This is a genomic window from Sphingomonas oryzagri (assembly GCF_029906645.1).
Taxonomy (GTDB): Bacteria; Pseudomonadota; Alphaproteobacteria; order Sphingomonadales; family Sphingomonadaceae; genus Solisphingomonas; species Solisphingomonas oryzagri.
In genome coordinates, this window is record NZ_JARYGZ010000002.1 from 204,005 (window position 1) to 226,897 (window position 22,893).

Genomic DNA, 22,893 nt, shown 5'->3' on the forward strand with positions numbered 1-22,893 from the left:
GTCATGCAGACCGCTCCGAACCTGATGCCGATTCCCGGCCACGTCGATCCCGTGCCCGTGCCGCGTGCCGAGCCGGCCAGCGCCGACGGCCGCCGCAGCCTCGTCGGCCTCACCCGTGATCAGATCCGGGGCGAACTGGAAGCCGCCGGCATGGAGCCGAAGCAGGCCAAGCTACGCGCCAAGCAGCTGTGGCACTGGATCTACAATCGCGGCGCCACCGCGTTCGCGACGATGACCGACATCGCCAAGGCGCAACATCCGTGGCTCGCCGAGCGATTCACGGTGGATCGCCCCGAAGTCGTCGAGGCGCAGGTCTCCAACGACGGCACGCGCAAGTGGCTGCTGCGCTCCACCGACGGCCACGATTTCGAAATGGTGTTCATTCCCGACGCCGATCGCGGCACGCTCTGCGTGTCCTCGCAGGTCGGCTGCACGCTCAACTGCCGATTCTGCCACACCGGCACGATGCGCCTCGTCCGCAACCTGACGCCGGGCGAGATCGTCGGCCAGGTGATGCTGGCGCGCGACAGCCTCGGCGAGTGGCCGAGTCAGCCCGAGGGGCGGATGCTCACCAACATCGTGATGATGGGCATGGGCGAGCCGCTCTACAATTTCGACGCGGTGCGCGATGCGCTGGCGATCGTGATGGACGGCGACGGCCTCGCGCTGTCGAAGCGACGGATCACGCTTTCCACCTCGGGCGTCGTCCCGATGATGGAGCGCGCCGGCAAGGAGATCGGCGTCAACCTCGCGGTATCGCTCCACGCCGTCACCAAGGACGTGCGCGACGAGATCGTGCCGATCAACAAGAAGTACGGCATCGAGGAGCTGCTGCAGGCCTGCGCCGATTATCCCGGCGCCAACAATGCGCGCCGTATCACCTTCGAATATGTGATGCTCAAGGACAAGAACGACAGCGACGCCGATGCGCGCGAGCTGGTCCGCCTGATCCGCAAATACAAGCTGCCCGCCAAGGTGAACCTGATCCCGTTCAATCCGTGGCCGGGGGCGCCCTACGAATGTTCGACGCCGGATCGCATCCGCAGCTTCTCGAACATCGTGTTCGAGGCCGGCATCTCGGCACCGGTGCGCACGCCGCGCGGGCGCGACATCGATGCGGCGTGCGGCCAGCTCAAGACCTCGGCCGAGAAGCGCAGCCGCGCCGAGCTGGATCGGCTGGCGGAAGAAAAGCAGGCGGCGCTCGGTTAGGCTTGATCGGGGGCGGGGCGACCGCCTAACAGTTCTGTAATGCTACTCGATCCGTTGCTTCGCCGTATCGTCAAACAGGGCGAGCTGATCATCACCGACGCCGAGGGCAAGGTGCACCATTATGGCGCGCCCGACCCTGAGCGTCGCCCGGTCCGCCTGACCTTCCACGACAAGCGCGTGCCGCTCGACGTCATGCGGCGCCCGACGCTGGGCTTTCCCGAAGCCTATATGGACGGGCGGCTGGACGTCGAGGGCGACGACATCCTCGCCTTCGTCGATCTGTTCCGGTTCAATGCGCGCTGGGAATCGGCGGTCGACGACGGCCTCGGCGTCGGCGAGCATCCGTGGCTGACGAAGCTCGGCCGGTTCAACTCGCTGGTCCAGTCGAAGCGCAACGTCGCGCATCATTACGACCTCAGCGATCGGCTCTACGATCTCTTCCTCGATCGCGACAAACAATATAGCTGCGCCTACTTCACGCCCGAGAACGAGGATCGCGACCTCGATCGCGCGCAGCTGGCGAAGAAGGCGCACATCGCCGCCAAGCTGAACCTGAAGCCCGGCCAGCGCGTGCTCGACATCGGCTGCGGCTGGGGCGGCATGGCGCTCTACCTGAACCGGGTCGCGGACGTCGACGTGCTGGGCATCACGCTCAGCGAGGAACAGCTCAAGGTCGCGAAGCGCCGTGCTGCGGAGGCTGGCGTCGCCGATCGCGTGAAATTCGAGCTGATCGACTATCGCACGCTCACCGGCAGGTTCGATCGGATCGTCTCGGTCGGCATGTTCGAGCATGTCGGCGCGCCGTCGTTCCGCGAATATTTCGCCAAGGTGCGAGATCTGCTGGCCGACGACGGCGTCGCGCTGATCCACACGATCGGCCGCATGGGGCCGCCGAGCTACACCGACAGCTTCACGGCGAAATACATCTTCCCCGGCGGCTATATCCCGGCGCTGTCCGAAACGGTCGCGGCAAGCGAGCGCGAGCATCTGATGCTGAGCGACGTCGAGGTACTGCGCCTCCATTACGGCTACACCATTCAGCATTGGTACGATCGCGCCGGCGCCGCGAAGGAGCAGATCGTCGCGCTTTACGACGAGCGATTCTACCGCATGTGGCGCTTCTACCTCGCCGGTGCGCTGACCGCGTTCACGCAGGCCGACATGGTGAACTTCCAGCTGCAATATGTGAAGGATCGCCACGCGCTGCCGCTGACGCGCGATTATATCGCGGAGACCGAGAAGGCCCTGCTGGCGAAGGGCTGATCCTCATCCTCCCTGCGCGCGGCGTGGGGAGGGGGACCGCCAGCCGAAGGCTGGTGGTGGAGGGGCAAGTGCCGCGCATCTCCCCTCCACCATCCTTCGGATGGTCCCCCTCCCCATCTGCGATGGGGAGGATTTAATGCGCCGCCCGCGCCGCCTTGTCCTGCTCCTTCGCCATCTTCCGCTTGATGCTCTGCGCCTTGCGCGCCTCGTCCGGCGTCACGGTGCCGTCGTGGTTGAGGTCCGCCCCGTCGAAATGGGCGAGCGCCGCCGCCACGAAATTGCCGCGCGGGATGCGCCCGGTATGCGCCTGATCGACGGCATCGAATTGCGCATCGACCTTCGCCCAGCCCGTCGCCGTCGGCGTGCCGCCCTTCGCCTTGACGATTCGCGCCAGCGCGGCGTGATATTCGTCGCGCGTCAGGATGCCGTCATGGTTGGCGTCGGCCTTGTCGAACTCGCTCTCCGCCCGGCGCTGGACGTCGGCGCGCTGCACCGGCGGCGGATCGGCGAGCGCCGGGCCGGCGAGCAGCAGGACGGGCAACAGGCCCAGGCATTTCCGCATCGTGACACTCCGGGTTGAACCAGCGGCCTTGCGATGGCACAGGCGCGCGCGTCCGGTAACCCCCAACCCTTCAAAGGAATCAGCCATCATGACGCAGCCCGCGGTCAACCGCGTCGTCCTCGCCTATTCGGGCGGCCTCGACACCAGCGTCATCCTCAAATGGCTGAAGGAGACCTACAATTGCGAGGTCGTCACCTTCACCGCCGATCTCGGCCAGGGCGAGGAGCTGGAGCCGGCGCGCGCCAAGGCCGAGCTGATGGGCGTGAAGCCCGAGCATATCTTCATCGACGATCTCCGCGAGGAGTTCGTGAAGGACTATGTCTTCCCGATGATGCGCGCCAACGCGCTCTATGAGGGGCTCTACCTGCTCGGCACCTCGATCGCCCGGCCGCTGATCGCCAAGCGCCAGATCGAGATCGCCAAGCTGGTCGGTGCCGATGCCGTCAGCCACGGCGCCACCGGCAAGGGCAACGATCAGGTCCGCTTCGAGCTCGGCTATTACGCGCTCCAGCCCGACATCAAGGTGATCGCGCCGTGGCGCGAGTGGGATCTCACCAGCCGCACGAAGCTGATCGAATATGCCGAGAAGCACCAGATTCCGGTGCCCAAGGACAAGCGCGGCGAATCGCCCTTCTCCACCGACGCGAACCTCCTGCACACCTCGTCCGAGGGCAAGGTGCTGGAGGATCCGTGGGAAGAGGTACCGAACTACGTCTATTCGCGCACCAACGATCCCGAGACCGCGCCCGATACGCCCGAATATATCACCATCGATTTCGAGCGTGGCGACGGCGTGGCGCTGAACGGCGAGGCGGTATCGCCCGCGACCCTGCTCGCGAAGCTCAACGATCTGGGCAAGACCCACGGCATCGGCCGGCTCGATCTGGTCGAGAACCGCTTCGTCGGCATGAAGTCGCGCGGCATGTACGAGACGCCGGGCGGCACCATCTACCACGCCGCGCATCGCGGCATCGAGCAGATCACGCTCGATCGCGGCGCCGCGCACCTGAAGGACGAGTTGGCGATCCGTTATGCGGAGCTCGTCTATAACGGCTTCTGGTTCTCGCCCGAGCGCGAGATGTTGCAGGCCGCGATCGACCATTCGCAGGAGAAGGTGGCGGGCACCGTCCGCCTCAAGCTCTACAAGGGCTCCGTCTCGGTGGTCGGCCGCAAGTCGCCCAACACGCTCTATTCGGAGAAGGTCGTCACCTTCGAGGACGATGCCGGCGCCTACGACCAGCGCGACGCGGCGGGCTTCATCAAGCTGAACGCGCTACGGCTGCGTTTGCTGGGCCGCCGCGACGGGCGGTAAATCCAGCCGCCGGAGACCGATCAGGTCGATCTGGCGCGAGCGGAACGTTCCCACCTCCACGCGCTCGCGTTCGAGCGCGTGGAGCATGACATCGCCCTTGTCGTAGAGTTCGGGGCTGAGGCGCAGCAGCCAGATGGTCGGCGGGCGCGTCGCCTCGCTGGTGCGCATCAGCCCATCGATCTGCGCGGGATAGAGCGACACCGCGCCCATGCTGCCGGTCGGGTGGAAGCCCGGCACCACCAGCGCGGGCATCGGCGCCGGCACCTGCCGCCACGGCAGCGCGCGCCGCTGGTCCTGCAGCGCGTAGGCCAGCGGCAGCGCCCCCTCGTTGGGATAGGCCCAGACGACATCGCCCGGCGCCATGCGCGGCTCCAGCCATTCGATCGCCCCGTACCAGTCCTGCGGAGGCCCGCGCCGCGCCTCCTCGCGATCGATGGCCGACGTCGCACCGACGACCAGCACGAAACCGGCGAGCGCGACCCACGCCCCCCGTCCCGGCCAGGCGAGGCCGAGGCTCACCAGCAGCAGCGCCGGCACGGCCGTCGGGCTCAGCGTGCGGGCCAGGAACACCGGCGAGACCGTCGCCGACAGCAGGATCGAGAGCGCCACCGGCAGCACCGCCATCAGCAGCAGGACGCCGAGCACCCGCACCCCGCCGACCCGCCGCATCAGCAGCGCGCCGCCCGCCGCCGCCAGTCCCAGCCCGATCAGGCAGGCCCACAGGTTCCAGTTGAGCCAGATCTGCGCGACCGTGATCGGCACGGCGGGTGCATCGAACACCACCCAGCCGGTCTGCACCCATGTCCGCGCCTGATGGAGCATGATCAGGAAGGCCGGCAGGTACAGCAGCCCGACCGCCACCTGCCCACCGACCAGCCACGCCCAGTCGCCACGCTTCAGGTTCGGCCCCAGCACCGCCACGACCAGCGCCAGCGTCATCGTCAGCCCGAACAGCGGCCCGAGGCTGTGCAGCCACAGCATCAGCGCCTCGCAGACGAAAAAGCCGATGATCGACAGGCGATCGAGCGGGCGACGCATCGCGTCGTCCTTCACCAGTCGCAGCAGCGGCAGCAGGCTCAACCCATAGACGAGGATCATCACCGGATAGGGTCGCACCTGCCGGCTCATCGCGATCAGCAAAGGCTGGAGCGAGACGAGGATCAGCATCGCCGCGATCAGCCAGCCGCGCTCCCGCGCCGACATGCGGGTCTGCCGTCCCAGCCGGCCCGCAACCATTCCCGCGACCGCGATCGTCGCCAGCCCGCACAGCAGCCCCAGCATCCGCCGCGCGATCAGGCTATGGCCGGTCAGCAGGCCCCACAGCCGCACCATCGAATAATAGACCGGCGGGTGCGTCTCGTACTGCGGCACCATCCGCCAGATGAAACCGAAGGGGTGATCGCCGGCGAAAGCCGAATAGGCCTCGTCCAGCCACAGCGGATCGGTCGCTGCGCCATGGAAGCGCAGCAAGGCGCCGGTGACGATCGCCACCACCGCCACGATCGCCGCGATTTCCGCCCCGCGCCGTTCCGAAACCGTTGCCGCCATACGCCAAGTCCCCGCCCCCGGGTGATTCGCGCGTAGCGAACATTCCGGCCGCAGAACATCCCGCAAAAACCAGCCGCCGCACCGATGCGGGACGCGCCTTAACCCCAAATTATCCATTCTCCGGCATCCGGAGTTCAGTATCGCCCGGGGAGACGAGCGTGGGTGCGCATTCCGATCAAGTCGACGTTGCCATCATCGGTGCAGGCCCCGCCGGCCTGACCGCCGCCTATCTGTTGACCAAGGCGGGCAAGACGGTGACGGTGATCGAGAAGGATCCGGTCTATGTCGGCGGCATCAGCCGCACCGTGGAGCACAACGGCTTCCGATTCGACATCGGCGGCCACCGCTTCTTTTCCAAATCGAAGGAGGTCGTCGACCTCTGGAACGAGATCCTGCCCGACGATTTCATCGAGCGGCCGCGGATGAGCCGCATCTATTACGAGGGCAAGTTCTACAGCTACCCGCTGCGCGCGTTCGAGGCGCTGTTCAACCTCGGCATCCTGCGCTCGACCGCCTGCATGGCGAGCTACGTCCGCTGGAAGCTCTTTCCCAAGAAGGAGGCGAAGAGCTTTCAGGACTGGACGATCAACCAGTTCGGATCGAAGCTCTTCGGCATCTTCTTCAAGACCTACACCGAGAAGGTGTGGGGTATGCCCTGTGACGAAATCTCCGCCGACTGGGCGGCGCAGCGCATCAAGGGCCTGAGCCTCGGCAAGGCTGTGCTGGACGGCTTCAAGCGCTCGCTGGGCCTCAACAAGCGCCCCAATGACGGCATGGAGACCAAGACGCTGCTGGAGAGCTTCCGCTATCCGCGTCGCGGCCCCGGCATGATGTGGGATGCGGCGCGCGATCGCGTGGTCGAGGGCGGCAACCATGTGCTGATGGGCCATGGCCTGAAGCAGCTCAGCCACGATTCGGAAGGCTGGCGCATGGTCGCGACCGGACCGGAGGGCGATCGCGTGATCCGCGCGAAGGACCTCATCTCGTCGGCGCCGATGCGCGAGCTGGCCGGCCGCATCCATCCGCTGCCGAAGACGCTGCCCGACGCGCTCGATCTCAAGTATCGCGACTTCCTGACCGTCGCGTTGATGATCCGCTCGGAAGACCTGTTCCCCGACAACTGGATCTACATCCACGATTCAAAGGTGAAGGTTGGCCGCATCCAGAATTTCCGGTCGTGGTCGCCCGAGATGGTGCCCGATCCGGGACTCGCCTGCGTCGGCCTCGAATATTTCTGCTTCGAGGGTGACGGCCTGTGGGCCTCGCCCGACGACGTGCTGGTCGATCTCGCGAAGAAGGAGATGGGCATCCTCGGCCTGTGCGATCCCGCCACCGTCGAGGGCGGCGTCGTGGTGCGGCAGGAAAAGGCCTATCCGATCTACGACGACGCCTATGCCGCGCATGTCGATGCGATGCGCAAGGAGCTGGAGGATGCCTATCCGACGCTCCACCTCGTCGGCCGCAACGGCATGCACCGCTACAACAACCAGGATCATGCGATGATGACGGCGATGCTGACCGTCCGCAACATCCTGGCCGGCGCGCGCGTCTACGATTGCTGGCAGGTCAATGAGGATGCCGAATATCACGAGAGCGGCAACGAAGGCGCCGAGGCGACCATCGCCAAGCCGCTCGACGAGGACCAGAAGGCCGCGCTTGATTCCGTGCGTGCGGTGCCGCGCCGCCTGAAGGCGGCGTGACCGGGCTGCCGGAGGCGGAGCGCTACACCGTGCGGCCGCATCCGGCCGGCGGCGGCACCCGTCATGCCATCGCGCTCGCCGCGATCTGGCTGGCGGGCTGCGCGCTCCTGCTCTTCTTCTTCCGCGACGATATCGGCGGGGCGCCTTTCTCCGATCCCGACGATTACATGCGCCTCCAACAGGTGCGGGATTGGATGGCGGGCCAGAGCTGGTTCGACGTCACCCAATATCGGATCAATCCGCCGCACGGCCTGCTGATGCACTGGTCGCGGCTGGTCGACCTGCCGCTGGCGGGTACGATCGCGCTGCTGCGACCGTTGGTCGGGCCGGCGCAGGCGGAAATCTACGCCTGCGCTATCGTGCCACTGATTTCACTCGGCCTCGCCGCGCTCGCCATTGCAGGCATCGCACAGCGGCTCATGGGCCGCGGCGTCGCGCTCGCCGCCATGGCCTTCTGCATGATCGCGCCCGAGCTGCTGTGGGCCGCCCGGCCGATGCGGATCGACCATCATGGCTGGCAGCTCGCCTGCGCCGCCGCGATGGCCTGGGCACTGATCGGCAACCGTGAGCCGCGCCGCGCCGCGCTCGCCGGTCTGTTCGCGGCGCTGTGGATGCACATCTCGCTGGAAGGCCTGCCCTTCACCGCCGCTTGCGGCGCGTGGCTGGGCTTGCGCTGGATGATCCAGCCGACCGACGAGCGCTGGCGCCTGCCCGCTTTCCTCGGCACGGCGGCGGTCGCGAGCCTCGGACTGTTCCTGATCGCGCACGGTGGCGCGCTGTTCGACCGCACCTTCTGCGATGCCGTCTCTCCGGTCCATATGGGTCTGCTGACGGTGGCGGCGATCGGCTCCGCCCTCGCCTGCCGTATCGCGCCGACGCACTGGCTGGCGCGCGGCGCCATGCTGGGCGTCACGGCGGTGGTCGCGGGCCTCGTCTACAAGCTCGGCGCGCCGCAATGCGCGGGCGGGCCGTTCGCGGCGCTCGATCCGCTCACCTATCGCCTCTGGTATCTCGCTATCCCCGAAGGCCTGCCGATCTGGCGCCAGACTCCGCAGGCGGCGGCGCTCGCCATCGCCTATCCGCTGGTCGGCCTCGCCGGCTGCGTCGTCGGCTGGCGCCGCGCGGAGGACAAGGGGGCGTGGCTCGATCTCAGCGCGCTGCTGGTCGCCGCGACCCTCATTGCCGCGATGCTGATCCGCGCCTGCGCCTGCGCCAACGCGCTGGCGGTGCCGGGCGCGCTCGCCTTCCTGCCGGCGGCGGGGGCGGCGATGAAGCGCACTACCGCCAGCCTGCTCCGCGTCCTGGCGGGCGCCGGCGCCGGACTACTGGCTTTCCCGCTGGCCATCGATCTGCTGGCGCTGGCGATGGTCCATACGGGCCACGCCGAGGACCGCAATCGCGGTGTCGCCATCGCCACCGCGCGCACCTGCATGGCGCCCGCCAACCTCGCGGCGCTGGACCGACTGCCGAAAAGCGTCTTCCTCACGCCGATGGACGAAGCACCGGCGGTGATCGTCGACAGCCATCACGAGGCGGTCGGCAGTGGCTATCATCGTAATGTCGGCGTGATGCACGATATTCTCACTCTCTGGATGGGCGACGAGGCCAACGCGCGCCGCCTGATCGCCGCGCATGGCGCGACGCACCTCTTCTTCTGCCCCGGCGACGCGGAGTTGCGGATGACCGCTCGCGAGGCGCCGCGGGGCTTCGCCGCGCGCCTGATCGGCGGCTCGCCCCCCGCATGGCTTCGCCCGGTGGCGGTTCCGGGTCTTTCGGCTGGCCGCGTCTACGCGATCGCCCCCTGATCGCCGCTTGCCCCCGCCCACCGCGCCGGACTATCGCGGTATCGACCATGACCGAGCCCGAGACGTCCCCGCGTAGCACCTTCTGGGAGACGCGCGCCTTCGCCATCGCGATGATCGCGCTGGCAGCGGTGCCCCTGCTGCTGACGCCGATCCCGCCGTTGACCGATCTGATGGGCCATATGGGCCGCTACCGAGTGCAGCTCGATATCGGCTCCTCCCCCTACCTTTCGCATTATTACAAGTTCGACTGGGCGTTGATCGGCAATCTCGGCGTCGATCTGGTGATCGAGCTGCTCGGGCCGATTCTGGGGCTGGAGCCGGCCGTCCACCTCGTCGTGATGGCGATCCCGTGCATCATGGTGGCGGGCCTGCTGCTGCTGGCGCGCGAGATTCACGGGCGGGTGCCGGCCACCGCAATCTTCGCGCTGCCGCTTGCCTACGGTTATCCCTTCCAGTTCGGCTTCGTGAACTTCGCCTTCGCGATGGGGCTGATGTTGATCGCCTTCGCCTTCTGGCTGCGCATGGCGCGCACCGGCCGGCTGAAATGGCGGCCATACATCTTCTTCGTCGTGTCGTTCCTGTTGTGGGTGGCGCACAGCTTCGCGTGGGGAACGCTCGGCCTGCTCTGCTTCATCGCCGAGGTGGTGCGCAACCGGAAGGCCGGCAAGCCGTGGTTCGAGAGCGGCTGGCGTTCGGTCGTCGCCTGCCTGCCGCTGGCGCCGCCGGCGCTGCTGCTGCTGCCATGGCGTGGCGGATCGAGTCCCAAGGGCACGTTCGACTGGTTTGCCTGGTACTTCAAGTGGATCTGGCTGCGCTCGGTGCTGCGCGAGCGGGTCGAGGTCTGGGACAAGCTGAGCGCGCTGCTGCTCTATCTGGTCGCGCTCTCCGGCCTCGTGTGGAAGCCGTGGCGTCGCTACGAGGCGACGCTGGGCATCGGCGCGGCGCTGCTGATCCTCGTCTTCATCTGCCTGCCGCGCGTGCTGCTGAGCTCGGCCTATGCCGACATGCGGCTGGTGCCTTATATGCTGGCGATCCTGATCCTGGCGCTGCGGCCGATCGTGGACCGGCGCATCGCGATCGGCGTCGCGGTGGCGGCGACGCTGTTCTTTGCCGGCCGCATCGCCATATCGACGCTCGCCTTCCAGAAGTTCGAGCGCAACTACAACACGCAGCTGCAGGCCATCGCGCATATCCCGATGGGTGCGCGGGTGATGGCGCTGACCAATACGCCGTGCCGGTCCGCCTGGTATTCGTCGCGGATGGAGCATCTCTCCTCGATGGCGACGGTCCGGCGGCAGGCCTTCGTCAACGATCAGTGGGTAGCGCCCGGCGCGCAGTTGCTGCGCATCGATTATCCACCGGCCGGCCGCTATTACAGCCACGACCCCTCGCAGATCGTCCGCCGTCCGGATTGCCGCGCGCGTAACGAGCCGATCCTCGAGATCGCGCTCGAATATTTCCCGCGCGATGCCTACGATTACGTCTGGATGATCGACATGCCGCGCAACCGCTGGCCGGTGGATTCGGACTTCGCGCCGGTGTGGGTCGGCAACCGCTTCGGGATCCTCTACAAGATCCGTCACCACCACCAGCTGAGTCAGGCGGGTTCGGCCACCGCCAGCAAGGACACGCCGAACGGCAACGGCCAGCGCGTCACCCAGTAACGCTCCGCCGCGAAGAGATGCTCCAGCGCCCGGTTGATCGGCGCCGGAGGCATAAGGCTGTCGTCGCTGCCCTCCCGACCGAGCAGCCGGCCCAGCAGGCGCGCACCCGCGATCGGCGGATAGAGCACAGTGTTGAAATGGCTCATATGGCGGATGCGAAATCCGCCGGCGCGGAAGGCCGCGCGCAACGTCGCGGCGGTGTAGCGGCGCTTGTGATGATGGGCGACGTCGTGCGCGCTCCACAGCCAGGGCGCGGCCGGCACGGTCAGCACCATCCGTCCGCCGTCCGCCAGTTTCTCGTGGAGCACCTGCAGCGATCCGATATCGTCCTCGATATGCTCCAGCACGTCGAGCAGCACGATCAGGTCGTAGCGATGATCGCGGATCTCGACCTGATCGGGCAGCATCCCGCCATCGACCGCGATGCCTGCCCGGCGACTGGCAAGCGAACGCGCCCAGGCATCCGGCTCGATCGCGTCGAGCCGGCCGAGGCCCTTGAGCATGGCGAGGTTCGATCCGGTGCCCGCCCCCACCTCGAGGATGCGGGCATCCGGCCGCAGCGGCACCTGCCGCGCGATCAGCGCCGAGACGATCCGGCGCCGTGCCGAGAACCACCAGTGCTCCGTGTCGATCCGCGCCATCCGGTCGTAGATGGCGCGGTCCATGTCAGCGAGTGACCGGCTGGATCGGCACTCCGATCGTCTCGCGAACCACATAGATCGGCCGGTGCTTGGTCTCCACCAGGATGCGCCCGACATATTCGCCGAGCACGCCCAACGAGATGAGCTGGACGCCGCCGAAGAACAGGATCGCGACCATCAGCGAGGGATAGCCCGGCACGTCGCCGCCGTGGACGATCGTACGCAGCACCAGATAGAGCGCGTAGAACAGCGTGCCGATCGCGACGATACCGCCGAGGTAGCTCCACACGCGCAAAGGCAGCGTCGAGCCGGACGTGATGCCGTCGAGCGCCAGCGTCCACAGCTTCCAGTAGTTGAACTTGGTGGTGCCGACCTCGCGCTCGGCGCGGTCATAATAGACCGCCGTCTGGTGGAAGCCGGCCCAGGCGAACAACCCTTTCATGAAGCGGTTGCGCTCCGGCATCATCCGGATGACGTCCACCACCTTGCGATCGAGCAGGCGGAAATCGCCGGCATGTTCGGGAATCTTGTCGGCGCTGAGGTAATTGTGCGCGCGGTAATAGAGATCGGCGGTCAGCCGCTTGGGCAGACTGTCGCTCTCCCGATTGCGGCGCACGCCGTAGACGACGTCGAAGCCCTCGCGCCACGATCGCACCATGTCGGCGATCACCTCGGGCGGATCCTGCAGGTCGACGTCGAGCGGGATCACCGCGCGACCGGCGGCATGATCGAGCCCCGCCGACAGCGCCGCCTCCTTGCCGAAGTTGCGGGAGAGCGAGATGCAGCGCACGCGCGGATCGCGGGCGTGCTGCACGGCGACCTCGGCCAGCGTGCGATCCCGGCTGCCGTCATCGACGAACAGGATCTCCCACCCTTCCGGCTCGTTCAGAGCGTCGAGGATCACGGACACACGGGACACGAACGGAGCGATCCCCTCCTCCTCGTCCTTCACGGGCACGAGAATGGTGATCAAGGGTGGGGCACCTGTCATGCGACGCTCTTACGCCTGATCGTGATCAATCGAAAACCCACTTCCGGTTCAGCCAGAACAGCAGCGCCGGGGTCGCGAAGAAGAAGGGCACCGAGGCCCAATGCGCCGACAGGTGCAGCTGCTTGGTAATCAGCCACACCCACCCCGCATTGACCGCGATGCCGGCGAGATTGACGACGATGAACTTCCACACCGTCTTCGCGAAATCGTGGTTGCCCTCTTCGGCCTTGAAGGTGAAGCGGCTGTGGATCGTATAGCCCACCACCATCGCCGCCGCGCTCGCCAGCAGGTTGGATATCTGTCCGGGCACGTGGCGACCGAGCAGCAGATTGTAGCAGCCGATCTGGAACAGGGTGACGCAGACGCCAACGATCCCGTAGCGCAGAACCTGCAAAGCGAGCGCCTGATGCCCGGCATCCAGCCCGCCCCACAATCTTACCAATCCGTCACGCACGCTCGATGCCCTTGCCCACAATCGCCCAGCGACTAGAGCGGGACGGACTAAATCTCAAATCCTTCTGGGACATGAAGCCCCGCATGACCGAACCCGCCCCTGAAACGTCCCCCGATGTGCCGGAAGAAACCCGCCTCGACCGGCTGGAGCGCTGGGCCGAGGATTTCGCCGACAATCGCTGGAAGCTGGTGACGCTGATCTTCTGGGTGGGCGTCGCGATCGCGCTGCTGATCCAGAAGGCCCATGCCATCCACTGGTTCGCGCTCAGCGATACCGACGACAACATGCGCTTCGATCAGGTGCGGGACTGGCTGGCGGGTCAGGGCTGGTACGACCTGCGTCAGTACCGGATGAATCCGCCGGGCGGATTCTCGATCCACTGGTCGCGGCTTGTCGATCTGCCGCTTGCCGGGCTGATCCTGATCCTGAAGCCACTGGTCGGCAGCGCGCTCGCCGATCGCTGGGCCTGCGCCATCGCGCCGATGCTCCCCCTGCTGTTGGCGATGATGATGCTGGCGGTGACGGTGCGGCGGCTGGTACACAAGTGGGCCTACCTCCTCGCGCTGCCGCTCTTGATGTTCGCGGGCGACGCGATGGGCATGTGGGCGCCGCTGCGCATCGACCATCACGGCTGGCAGCTCGCCTTCCTGATGACGACCGTGGCCGGGCTGACGGAACCGGACAGGCGTCGATCCGGCATCATGATCGCGGTCTCCTCCGCTCTGTCGCTGGCGATCGGGCTGGAGATGCTGCCTTACATCGCGTTCGCCGGGGCGGCGGTGGCGCTGCACTGGGCGTGGGACGCGGCCGAGACGCCCCGGATGCGCAGCTATGGTGCAAGCCTCGCGGTGGCGACGGTGCTGTGCTTTCTGATCTTCGCCTCCAACGACAACTGGCATCCGGTCTGCGACGTGCTCTCGCCGGTCTGGATGACGACCGTGGCGGCGGCCGCCTTGCTGTTGCTGGCGATCACATTCGTGCCGGCACCGCACCCCGGTATCCGGCTCGCGCTGGTGCTGGTGGCGGGCGCGATCGCGGGTGCGATCTATGTGTTCGGCTTCCCGCAATGCTTCGGGCACCGGCTGGAGGGCATCCCGCCCGAGGCTGACAGGCTGTGGCTCAGCCATGTCAGCGAGGCACGCTCGATCCTGCTCCATCCGATCTCGACCGGCGTGCCGATGGCGACTTTGCCGTTCATCGGCATGATCGGATCGATCGTCGCGATCGTGCGGCGCTGGGGCACGCGCGCCGCCGCCGAGTGGATGCCGGTGACACTGTTCGCGATCTTCGCGACCGCCTTGCTCTTCTGGCAGATCCGCACCGCGCCCAGCGCCGAGATGCTCGCGGTGCCGGGCGCCACCTATATCGCGCTGCGCGGTTTCGTCAGGCTGCGGCGGAGCGAAAGCGTGCTGGTCCGCGTGATCGGCCCGGTCGCGGCGTTCGTGATCGCGTCCGGCCTGCTCGCGACGGTCGCGCTCGATCGGGTGCCGGCGCGCTTCACCGGGCTGCGCGTCAACCAGTTCTGGGCGATGGCGACCGGGCAGCAGAAGTGGCCGGCCGCGCCCAAGCCGGGCGGAAAGGCGAAGCGCGATCTCACCAGCCTCGCCAATCGTAAATGCCCGACCATCCCGGCGCTGGCGCCGATCGGCAAGTTGCCGCCGGCGACCTTTTTCACGCTGATCGACAACGGCCCACGCCTGATCACGCTGACCCACCACAGCGCCGTCGCCGGCCCCTATCACCGCAACTGGCAGGCGATCCTCGACACCGAGCATGCCTTCCGTGGCACGCCCGATCAGGCGCACGCGATCATGCTGGCACATCACGCGCAATATCTACTGCTCTGCCCGCATATGTCGGAAGCGACCATCTATCAGGCGGAGGCGCCGACCGGCTTCTACTCCAAGCTGGAGAGCGGCTGGACGCCCAACTGGCTGGCGCGCCAGCCGCTGCCGGCCAACTCGCCCTACCAACTGTGGAAGATCGTCAGCTAACCCCACTCCGTTCGCCCCGAGCTTGTCGAAGCCTGTCCTGAGTGCCTGCCATGGCAGGCACTCGAAGGGGGCTGCCCTTCTTCTTGGGCCACGCAAGAAGGAAGGGCAGGGCTTCGACAGGCTCAGCCCGAACGGGTTTTGAGATTCAGGCGAAGGAGGCGCGGATGCCGTCCACCACGAACTGCGCCGCCAGCGCCGCCAGCAGCACGCCCAGCAGGCGGGTGATCACCGCCTCCACCTTGTAACCGAGGATCCGCATCAGCGGCCCTGCGGCGAGCAGCGCGCCCATCATGATCGCCAGGTTCACCGCCATCGCCGCCAGCACGACGACGTGGGCGGTAAGCCCGTGGCTGCGCTGCATCATCAGCATCACCGAGGCGATCGACCCCGGCCCGGCGATCATCGGCATCGCCATCGGGAAGATCGAGATGTCTTCGTACTGCTCGGGATGCGCGACGATCTCTTCGGCGCGATGCTCGCGGCGCTGCTGGCGCTTTTCGAACACCATCTCCAGCGCGATCAGGAACAGCATGATGCCGCCCGCGATGCGGAAGGCGTCGAGGCTGATGCCGAGCGTGTGGAGCAGCGGTTCGCCCAGCAGAGCGAAGGCGAGCAGGATCGCGCCCGCCACCAAGGTCGATCGCACGGCCATCTGAGTGCGGTGCGCCATGTCGGTGCCGCGCGTCAGGCCGGCGAAGATCGGCGCGCAGCCGGGCGGATCGATCACCACGAAGAAGGTGACGAACGCCGATATGAAGAGCGCGATCAGATCGCGCCCTTTCCGAGCGCCACATTCTCGCGCCGATAGGCCGAGACGAGCGTGTTGCGGAGCAGAACGGCGATGGTCATCGGCCCGACGCCGCCCGGCACCGGCGTGATCGCGCCCGCGACTTCGGCCGCGCTGGCGAAGTCGACGTCGCCGACCAGCTTGGTGCCGCCCTCGCCGTTGTCGACGCGGTTGATGCCGACGTCGATCACGGTGGCGCCCGGCTTGATCCAGTTACCCTTTATCATCTCGGGCCGGCCGACCGCCGCGACGAGGATGTCGGCCCGACGGCAGACCTCCGGCAGATCCTTCGTGCGCGAGTGCGCGACGGTGACGGTACAGCTCTTCGCGAGCAGCAGCTGCGCCATCGGTTTGCCGACGATGTTCGAGCGGCCGACCACCACCGCGTTCAGCCCGGAAAGATCGCCGAGGCGATCCTCCAGCAGCATGATGCAGCCGAGCGGCGTGCAGGGCACGAAGCCCTCCTGCCCTACCGCGAGGCGCCCGGCATTGACGACGTGGAAGCCGTCCACGTCCTTGTCCGGATCGATCGTCGCGATCACCTCGCTCTCGTCGAGATGCTTCGGCAGCGGCAACTGGACGAGGATGCCGTCCACCGCCGGATCGGCGTTGAGCTGGCGGACCAGCGCGAGCAGATCGTCCTGCGTCGTCGTGTCGGGCAGGCGGTGCGTGGTGGAGACCATCCCCGCCGCCTCGGTCGCCTTGCCTTTGGAGCGGACATAGACCTGGCTCGCCGGATCCTCGCCGACGATCACCACCGTCAGCCCCGGCTTACGCCCGGCGGTCGCCTCGAACGCAGGCACCAGCGCCGCCACCCGCTCGCGCAGGGTGGCCGCGAAGCCCTTGCCGTCGATGATCGCGGCGGTCACATTCCTCCCCCGGCCAGCGAGGCGAGCATGTTCGGCAGCACGATCGACTGCAGGATACGAATGATGATGATCACGATGAACGGCGCGAAGTCGATCCCTCCGAAATCCGGAAGAATACGCCGGAACGGCCGATATAGCGGTTCGGTGATCCGATCGAGCGCGTAAACGAACTGGCGCACGAAATCGTTGTGCGTGTTGATCACGTTGAACGCGATCAGCCACGACAGAACGATCTGCACGAGGATGATCATCGACAGAATGTAGAGAAGGTACTGCAGAATCTCGATGACGGTGAACATGCACGATCCCTTTGGGGCGGATTGCGGTCTCTTCTAGCCGGTCGCGAGCTCCGGCGCCATCAGTCCGCGCGGACCAGCGTGCCGGCGCCCTGGCGGGTGAAGATTTCGAGCAGCATCGCGTGGCGGATGCGCCCGTCAAGGATCACGGCGGCGTCCACCCCCGCCTCGATCGCGTGCACGCAGGTTTCCATCTTCGGGATCATGCCGCCCGATATGGTGCCGTCCGCCTTCAGCTTCTCGACATCGCCGGGGACGAGATCGGAGAGGAGCTGCTTGTTCTTGTCGAGCACGCCGGCGACATCGGTCAGCAGGAACAGCCGCGCCGCCTTCAGCGCACCGGCCACCGCCCCCGCCATCGTGTCGGCGTTGATGTTGTAGGTGTGGCCGTCGGTGCCGATGCCGATCGGCGCGACCACCGGGATGAAGCCCGAGGCCGACAGCGTGTTCAGGATCGTCGTGTCGACATGCTTCGGCTCGCCGACGAAGCCGAGATCGACGTGGCGCTCGATCCCCTGATTACGGTCCGCCTCCGCGCGGCCGACCTTCTCGGCCACCACCAGCCGCGCATCCTTGCCCGACAGGCCGACCGCCTTGCCGCCGGCCTGGCCGATCCAGCCGACGATCTCCTTGTTGATCGATCCGGCCAGCACCATCTCGGCGATCTGCGCGGTCTCCGTGTCCGTCACGCGCAGGCCGTCGACGAAGCGCGATTCGACGCCAAGGCGCTTCAGCATCGATCCGATCTGCGGGCCGCCGCCGTGCACCACCACGACGTTGACGCCCACTGCGCGCAGCAGCACCACGTCCTCGGCGAAGCTGCGCGCCATCTCCGGATTGCCCATGGCGTGGCCGCCATATTTCACCACGAAGGTCTTGCCCGCATAGCGCTGCAGATAGGGCAGCGCCTCGGTGAGCGTTTCCGCCTTGGCGAGCATGGCGGGATCGGGGAGCAGATCGGGCAGCGTCGACATGGCAGCGCCCATAGCGGGCGGGGCGCCGGGGTTGAACCCCAATTCCTCCATGCGCGGGGAGGAACAGGCCGGTGTGGACGCGGCGGCGTGCGGGGCCTAATGTCTGGCGATGCAGACCATCCTCGCGATCCTCGTCGTCCTGTTCGCGATCGGCGCGCTCGTCGCGCTGGTGCGGGGCATCATCATCTTCCTGCGCACGAAGGACGAGGAACTGCGCCGCGATCCCTCCGAAGGGCCAAGCCAGTCAAGCCTCCGGCAGAACAACATGATGTGGCGGCGCATCCAGTTCCAGGCGCTGGCGGTGATCGCCGCGGTGCTGGTGCTGCTGCTGGCGCATCCCCACGCCAGCTGATGGTCAAGCTCAACAAGATCTACACCCGCACCGGCGACGCGGGGGAGACCGGGTTGGTCGACGGATCGCGCGCGCCCAAACATGATCCGCGCATCGCCGCGATCGGCGAGGTGGACGAGGCGAATTCCGCGATCGGCGTGGCCGTGCTCCACCTGCCGGCGGAGAGCGAGGCGGCGGCGATGCTCGGCCGCGTGCAGAACGAGATGTTCGATCTCGGCGCCGATCTCGCGACGCCCGGCGAGGATTTCGCGCCCACCGACATGGCGCTGCGCATCGTGCAGGGCCAGATCGACCGCCTGGAGAGCGAGATCGACGCGATGAACGCGACGCTCTCGCCGCTCACCAGCTTCATCCTGCCCGGCGGCGAGCCGGCGGCGGCGCATCTCCACCTCGCCCGCGCGATCGTGCGGCGGGCCGAGCGGGCGGCGGTCTCGGCGGCGGCCGGCGCCAGGCTCAACCCGCTGGTGCTGACCTATCTCAACCGCCTATCGGATCATCTCTTCACGCTGTGCCGGGTGATCAACGGCGGCGGTGCGCGCGACATTCTCTGGCAGCCCGGAGCGACCCGCACGACGTGAACAAAATGTGACCGCGCCTCTTGAAATTGATTCCGGAGACGCAACTTATCCCGCTGCCAAGTCGTTGATCCCATTCAGCGGGAGAGTCATTTCATGGCCGCACGAGCCGACGCGATCGCGCCAACGCGCGACACGCCAGACCGGAGGCCGGACCTCCTCCAGCGTTTTCAATTCGTTCGTGCGCTGAGCCTCGCGCTCGCCGCCAATCTCTCCGACGCCGATGCCTCCGCCCAGTCGATGCCCGATGCGTCGCCGGCCAAGTGGCACCTCGCGCACACCAGCTGGTTCTTCGAGACCTTCGTGCTGCGCGATCATGTGCCGGGCTATCGCCTGTTCGATGATCGCTGGCCCTTTCTGTTCAACAGCTATTACGAGGCCGAGGGCGAGCGCATGGCCCGGCCTTCGCGCGGGTTGCTGACCCGTCCGTCGCTGGACGAGGTGCGGGCCTATCGCGCGCATGTGGAGGCGGCGATCGCGGCGGCGTGGGACGATCTGCCCGATGCTGCGCACGATCTGATCGCGCTCGGCTGTCATCACGAGGAGCAGCACCAGGAGCTGCTCGTCACCGATCTGCTCCACCTGTTCGCGCAGAACCCGCTGGCGCCCGCCGCTTGGGCACCCGAACCGCGCCGGCCGAGCATGGCGCCCGATCCGATCCGCTGGCTCGCGGGACGCGAGGGCAAGGCGGAGATCGGCCATGACGGCGATGGATTCGCCTTCGACAACGAAGGGCCACGCCACACCGTGTGGCTTGCGCCGCACGCACTGGCCGATCGCCTCGTCACCAACGGCGAGTGGCGCGCCTTCGTCGAGGATGGCGGCTATGCAACGGCCTCGCTCTGGCTGTCGGACGGCTGGGCGTGGGTGCGCGAGAACGGGATCGAGGCGCCCGCCTATTGGCGCCGCGACGCCGACGGCGCCTGGGCCGAACGCTTCGGGCTGGACGGGCAAGGGCCGATGGACCTCGCCGCCCCCGTCCGCCACGTCAGCTATTACGAGGCCGACGCCTATGCCCAATGGGCCGGGGGGCGCCTGCCCACCGAAGCCGAATGGGAAAGCGCGGCGCAGGGTCTCGACCCCACGCAGGGCAATTTCCTCGATGCGCCAGGCGCGGTTCGCCCGCTGCCGGTGACGCCCGGCGAGGGGCTGCACCAGATGTTCGGCGACGTCTGGCAATGGACCCGCTCCGCCTATCTCCCCTATCCCGGCTTCCGTGCCGCCGAGGGTGCGGTCGGCGAGTATAACGGCAAGTTCATGTCCGGGCAGTTCGTGCTGCGCGGCGGGAGCTGCGCCACCCCGCGCGGCCATCCGCGCGCCAGCTACCGCAATTTCTTCTACCCGCACCAGCGCTGGCAGTTCACCGGCGTGCGCCTCGCGAAGGACATCTAGCATGCTGCTCGAAATCGACCGGAACGACGCGCGTTCGACCGCTTTCGACCCGGCCTTCCGCGACGACGTGATCGCCGGTCTTTCGTTGCCGCAGAAGGCGATCCCTGCCCGCTGGTTCTACGATCATCGTGGCTCCGAACTGTTCGAGGAGATCACCCGCCTCCCCGAATATTATCCCACCCGCACCGAGCGCGCCCTGCTGGAACGCCATGCGCCCGAAGTCGGCCGGATCGCCGGCCCGCACCGCGCGGTGGTGGAATTCGGGTCGGGATCCTCGGCCAAGACGCCGCTGCTGCTCGGCGCGATCGATCCCGCCGCCTATGTGCCGATCGACATATCGGGCGAATTCCTGCGCGAATCGGCCGAGGCACTTGGGCAAGCCTTCCCGGCTCTGGCGATCCAGCCGGTCGAGGCGGATTTCACCCGGCCGATCCGCCTGCCCGTGCTGGTCGACAAGCATCCGCGCCTCGGCTTCTTCCCCGGATCGACGATCGGCAACCTGCAGGCGCCGGCCGCCGTCGATCTGCTGCGTGCGATGGCGGGGACGCTCGGCGCAGGCGCCATGCTGCTGATCGGCATGGATCGGGTGAAGAGCCCGGACGTGCTCGTCCCCGCCTATGACGATGCGCAGGGGGTTACCGCCGCGTTCAACCTCAACCTGCTCCACCGCATCAACCGCGAACTCGGCGGCGACGTGCCGGTGTCGCTGTTCCGCCACCGCGCGATCTGGAACGATGGCGATGCGCGGATCGAAATGCATCTGGAAGCGACGCGCGACCTCGCCTTCGCGATCGACGGCCACGATTTCGCGATGGCGGCGGGCGAGACGATCCACACCGAGAACAGCCACAAATACGGCCCCCGCAGCGCCCGGCAGATGCTCGCGGCAGGCGGGTGGACGACACTCGCCGAATGGACCGATCCGCAGCAGAACTTCGCGCTGCTGCTCGCCGAGGCCCGTCCGATGCCGATCGCGCCCTGAATCTCTTGCCGCAGGTGCGTCAACCTCGCTAGGCGCGTCCGCGAGAGTTCGGACTAGCGGAGACGGCACATGGAAACGATCGGCGTCATCGGCGCGGGACAGATGGGCGCGGGCATCGCGCAGGTGGCGGCGCAGGCGGGCTATCGCGTGCTGCTGTCCGATCGCGACATCGCGCTGGCCGAAAAGGGCAAGGCGGGCATCGCCAAGCGGCTCGGCTTGGCGGTGGAAAAGGGCAAGGCGACCGCGAGCGATGCCGAAGCGGCGCTGGGTCGGATCGAGACGGTCGGCGACTATGCCGCCTTCGGCGAGGCGATCCTCGTGATCGAGGCGGCGACCGAGCGCGAGGAGATCAAGCGCGCCATCTTCGCCGAGGTCGGCAAGGCGATGGGCGGCGACGCGATCCTCGCCACCAACACCTCCTCCATCCCGATCACGCGGCTGGCGCAGGCGGCGCCCGATGCCGGCCGCTTCATGGGAGTCCATTTCTTCAATCCCGTGCCGGTGATGAAGCCGATCGAGCTGATCCGCGGCCTCGCCACCTCCAACGAGACGGTATCGCGGGTCGAGACCTTCGCGAAGAAGCTCGGCAAGGAGGTCGTCCACGCCAACGACGCGCCGGGCTTCATCGTCAACCGCGTGCTGATGCCGCTGATCAACGAGGCGATCTTCGCGCTCGGCGAAGGCGTCGCCAACGTCCGCGACATCGACACCGCCGTCAGCCTCGGCCTCAACCATCCGATGGGCCCGCTGACGCTGGCCGACTTCATCGGCCTCGATACCTGCCTGGAGATTACGCGCGTTCTGCTCGAAGGCACTGGCGATCCCAAGTTCCGGCCGGCGCCGTTGATGGTCAAATATGTCGAGGCCGGCTGGTACGGCCGCAAAACCAAGCGCGGCTTCTACGATTATTCGGGCGCCGAACCGGTACCGACGCGATGAAGGCCGCGCTTGCCCTGCTGGCGCTGATCGTCGCGACGCCGGCGGCCGCCGAGGTTGCGCCGGGGTCCGCGAAGAACATCCCGACCGGGCTGACCGGCGCCTATACCGACAATCCGTTCGCGAAGATCCTGTCCGGCAGATTGCCGGCGACGAAGGTCTATGAGGATCGCACCGTCCTCGCCTTCATGAACATCCACCCGCTGTCGACCGGCGACCTGCTGGTGATCCCCAAGGGGCATTACCGCAACCTGATCGACATTCCCCGGCCGGTGCTCGATCACCTGATCGACGTGACGCAGCGGCTGGCGAAGGCGCAGATGCGCGCGCTGAAGCCCGACGGCATCTTCATCCGCCAGAACAGTGGCGAGGCGGCGGGGCAGACGGTGTTCCACTTCCACATGCACGTCACCCCGCAGTGGAAGGCCGTGCCGCTCGCCAAGGTCAGCTACGGCCAGAAGCCGGCCGATCCCCGGAAGCTGGCGGCGATCGCCGCGAAGATCCACGCGGCGATGCGCTGAACGGCGCCGCTGGCGCTGCCCGAAGCCTGTGATATGCTCCGTCTTCTCGAACAGGAGGGACGTGCC

General features: G+C 67.2%; 22 protein-coding genes. 13 read left to right on the forward strand and 9 right to left on the reverse strand.

Annotated features, from left to right (window positions below):
* Window positions 1-3: 3 nt before the first annotated feature.
* The gene (gene rlmN, locus QGN17_RS15040) at window positions 4-1,209 is read left to right on the forward strand and encodes a 23S rRNA (adenine(2503)-C(2))-methyltransferase RlmN (RefSeq protein ID WP_281045411.1); all 1,206 of its coding nucleotides are present in this window, start codon (window positions 4-6) and stop codon (window positions 1,207-1,209) included.
* A 39-nt stretch (window positions 1,210-1,248) separates the two neighbouring features.
* On the forward strand, window positions 1,249-2,472 hold the full coding sequence (locus tag QGN17_RS15045) for an SAM-dependent methyltransferase (protein ID WP_281045412.1): 1,224 nt from the start codon (window positions 1,249-1,251) through the stop codon (window positions 2,470-2,472).
* A 133-nt stretch (window positions 2,473-2,605) separates the two neighbouring features.
* Here QGN17_RS15045 and QGN17_RS15050 read toward each other — a convergent pair whose 3' ends face one another.
* A complete protein-coding gene (locus QGN17_RS15050; RefSeq protein WP_281045413.1) occupies window positions 2,606-3,034 on the reverse strand; it encodes a hypothetical protein in 429 nt (142 codons plus the stop codon).
* 88 nt (window positions 3,035-3,122) lie between these two features.
* Here QGN17_RS15050 and QGN17_RS15055 point away from each other — a divergent pair, with 88 nt between their 5' ends.
* The gene (locus QGN17_RS15055) at window positions 3,123-4,346 is read left to right on the forward strand and encodes an argininosuccinate synthase (RefSeq protein ID WP_022689813.1); all 1,224 of its coding nucleotides are present in this window, start codon (window positions 3,123-3,125) and stop codon (window positions 4,344-4,346) included.
* Here QGN17_RS15055 and QGN17_RS15060 read toward each other — a convergent pair.
* Window positions 4,308-5,894 carry a glycosyltransferase family 39 protein gene (locus QGN17_RS15060; RefSeq protein WP_281045414.1) on the reverse strand — a complete coding sequence of 529 codons (1,587 nt, stop codon included), beginning with the start codon at window positions 5,892-5,894 and terminating at the stop codon, window positions 4,308-4,310. The genes QGN17_RS15055 and QGN17_RS15060 overlap by 39 nt on opposite strands.
* Before the next feature lie 158 nt (window positions 5,895-6,052).
* On the opposite strand from QGN17_RS15060, the gene QGN17_RS15065 reads away from it, so the two are divergent.
* The 3 genes from QGN17_RS15065 to QGN17_RS15075 are packed head-to-tail and all read left to right on the forward strand — an operon-like array spanning window position 6,053 to window position 11,063.
* Entirely contained in the window at window positions 6,053-7,594 is a 1,542-nt protein-coding gene (locus QGN17_RS15065) for an NAD(P)/FAD-dependent oxidoreductase (protein ID WP_281045415.1), read from the forward strand.
* A complete protein-coding gene (locus QGN17_RS15070; protein WP_281045416.1) occupies window positions 7,591-9,399 on the forward strand; it encodes a hypothetical protein in 1,809 nt (602 codons plus the stop codon). Before QGN17_RS15065 ends, QGN17_RS15070 begins: the two co-directional genes overlap by 4 nt.
* Window positions 9,400-9,446: 47 nt before the next feature.
* Complete coding sequence (locus tag QGN17_RS15075; RefSeq protein WP_281045417.1) at window positions 9,447-11,063, forward strand: hypothetical protein; 1,617 nt, start codon at window positions 9,447-9,449, stop codon at window positions 11,061-11,063.
* Here the strand turns inward: QGN17_RS15075 and QGN17_RS15080 are convergent.
* From QGN17_RS15080 to QGN17_RS15090, 3 genes are read right to left on the reverse strand one after another with little or no spacing between them, the layout of a single operon-like run.
* Window positions 10,997-11,728, reverse strand: a complete 732-nt coding sequence (locus QGN17_RS15080) for a class I SAM-dependent methyltransferase (protein ID WP_281045418.1) — start codon at window positions 11,726-11,728, stop codon at window positions 10,997-10,999. The two genes, QGN17_RS15075 and QGN17_RS15080, sit on opposite strands and share 67 nt — an antisense overlap.
* 1 nt (window position 11,729) lies before the next feature.
* The gene (locus tag QGN17_RS15085; protein WP_390902701.1) at window positions 11,730-12,695 is read right to left on the reverse strand and encodes a glycosyltransferase family 2 protein; all 966 of its coding nucleotides are present in this window, start codon (window positions 12,693-12,695) and stop codon (window positions 11,730-11,732) included.
* Between the two features lie 25 nt (window positions 12,696-12,720).
* Complete coding sequence (locus QGN17_RS15090) at window positions 12,721-13,149, reverse strand: GtrA family protein (protein WP_281045420.1); 429 nt, start codon at window positions 13,147-13,149, stop codon at window positions 12,721-12,723.
* An 83-nt stretch (window positions 13,150-13,232) separates the two neighbouring features.
* On the opposite strand from QGN17_RS15090, the gene QGN17_RS15095 reads away from it, so the two are divergent.
* Complete coding sequence (locus QGN17_RS15095) at window positions 13,233-15,143, forward strand: AcrB/AcrD/AcrF family protein (protein WP_281045421.1); 1,911 nt, start codon at window positions 13,233-13,235, stop codon at window positions 15,141-15,143.
* Between the two features lie 145 nt (window positions 15,144-15,288).
* On the opposite strand, the gene QGN17_RS15100 is transcribed toward QGN17_RS15095, so the two are convergent.
* The 4 genes from QGN17_RS15100 to argB are packed head-to-tail and all read right to left on the reverse strand — an operon-like array spanning window position 15,289 to window position 18,069.
* A complete protein-coding gene (locus tag QGN17_RS15100) occupies window positions 15,289-15,912 on the reverse strand; it encodes a MarC family protein (RefSeq protein WP_281045765.1) in 624 nt (207 codons plus the stop codon).
* Window positions 15,909-16,799: a bifunctional methylenetetrahydrofolate dehydrogenase/methenyltetrahydrofolate cyclohydrolase FolD gene (folD, locus tag QGN17_RS15105; protein WP_281045422.1), complete on the reverse strand. Its 891-nt coding sequence runs from the start codon at window positions 16,797-16,799 to the stop codon at window positions 15,909-15,911. Before folD ends, QGN17_RS15100 begins: the two co-directional genes overlap by 4 nt.
* On the reverse strand, window positions 16,796-17,098 hold the full coding sequence (locus QGN17_RS15110) for a YggT family protein (RefSeq protein WP_281045423.1): 303 nt from the start codon (window positions 17,096-17,098) through the stop codon (window positions 16,796-16,798). The genes folD and QGN17_RS15110 overlap by 4 nt, the downstream gene beginning before the upstream one ends.
* Before the next feature lie 59 nt (window positions 17,099-17,157).
* Window positions 17,158-18,069, reverse strand: coding sequence for an acetylglutamate kinase (gene argB, locus QGN17_RS15115; RefSeq protein ID WP_281045424.1), 912 nt, complete (start codon window positions 18,067-18,069; stop codon window positions 17,158-17,160).
* Window positions 18,070-18,178: 109 nt separating this feature from the next.
* On the opposite strand from argB, the gene QGN17_RS15120 reads away from it, so the two are divergent.
* The 6 genes from QGN17_RS15120 (at window position 18,179) to QGN17_RS15145 (ending at window position 22,827) form a co-directional block, all read left to right on the forward strand.
* Window positions 18,179-18,421, forward strand: a complete 243-nt coding sequence (locus QGN17_RS15120) for an HIG1 domain-containing protein (RefSeq protein ID WP_281045425.1) — start codon at window positions 18,179-18,181, stop codon at window positions 18,419-18,421.
* Window positions 18,421-18,999: a cob(I)yrinic acid a,c-diamide adenosyltransferase gene (locus tag QGN17_RS15125; RefSeq protein WP_281045426.1), complete on the forward strand. Its 579-nt coding sequence runs from the start codon at window positions 18,421-18,423 to the stop codon at window positions 18,997-18,999. Before QGN17_RS15120 ends, QGN17_RS15125 begins: the two co-directional genes overlap by 1 nt.
* A gap of 93 nt (window positions 19,000-19,092) precedes the next feature.
* On the forward strand, window positions 19,093-20,388 hold the full coding sequence (gene egtB / locus QGN17_RS15130; RefSeq protein ID WP_281045427.1) for an ergothioneine biosynthesis protein EgtB: 1,296 nt from the start codon (window positions 19,093-19,095) through the stop codon (window positions 20,386-20,388).
* A 1-nt stretch (window position 20,389) separates the two neighbouring features.
* Window positions 20,390-21,370, forward strand: a complete 981-nt coding sequence (egtD, locus tag QGN17_RS15135; RefSeq protein WP_390902702.1) for an L-histidine N(alpha)-methyltransferase — start codon at window positions 20,390-20,392, stop codon at window positions 21,368-21,370.
* 69 nt (window positions 21,371-21,439) lie between these two features.
* On the forward strand, window positions 21,440-22,309 hold the full coding sequence (locus QGN17_RS15140) for a 3-hydroxyacyl-CoA dehydrogenase NAD-binding domain-containing protein (protein WP_281045428.1): 870 nt from the start codon (window positions 21,440-21,442) through the stop codon (window positions 22,307-22,309).
* Window positions 22,306-22,827, forward strand: coding sequence for an HIT family protein (locus QGN17_RS15145; protein WP_281045429.1), 522 nt, complete (start codon window positions 22,306-22,308; stop codon window positions 22,825-22,827). The genes QGN17_RS15140 and QGN17_RS15145 overlap by 4 nt, the downstream gene beginning before the upstream one ends.
* The last annotated feature ends 66 nt before the right edge of the window (window positions 22,828-22,893 follow it).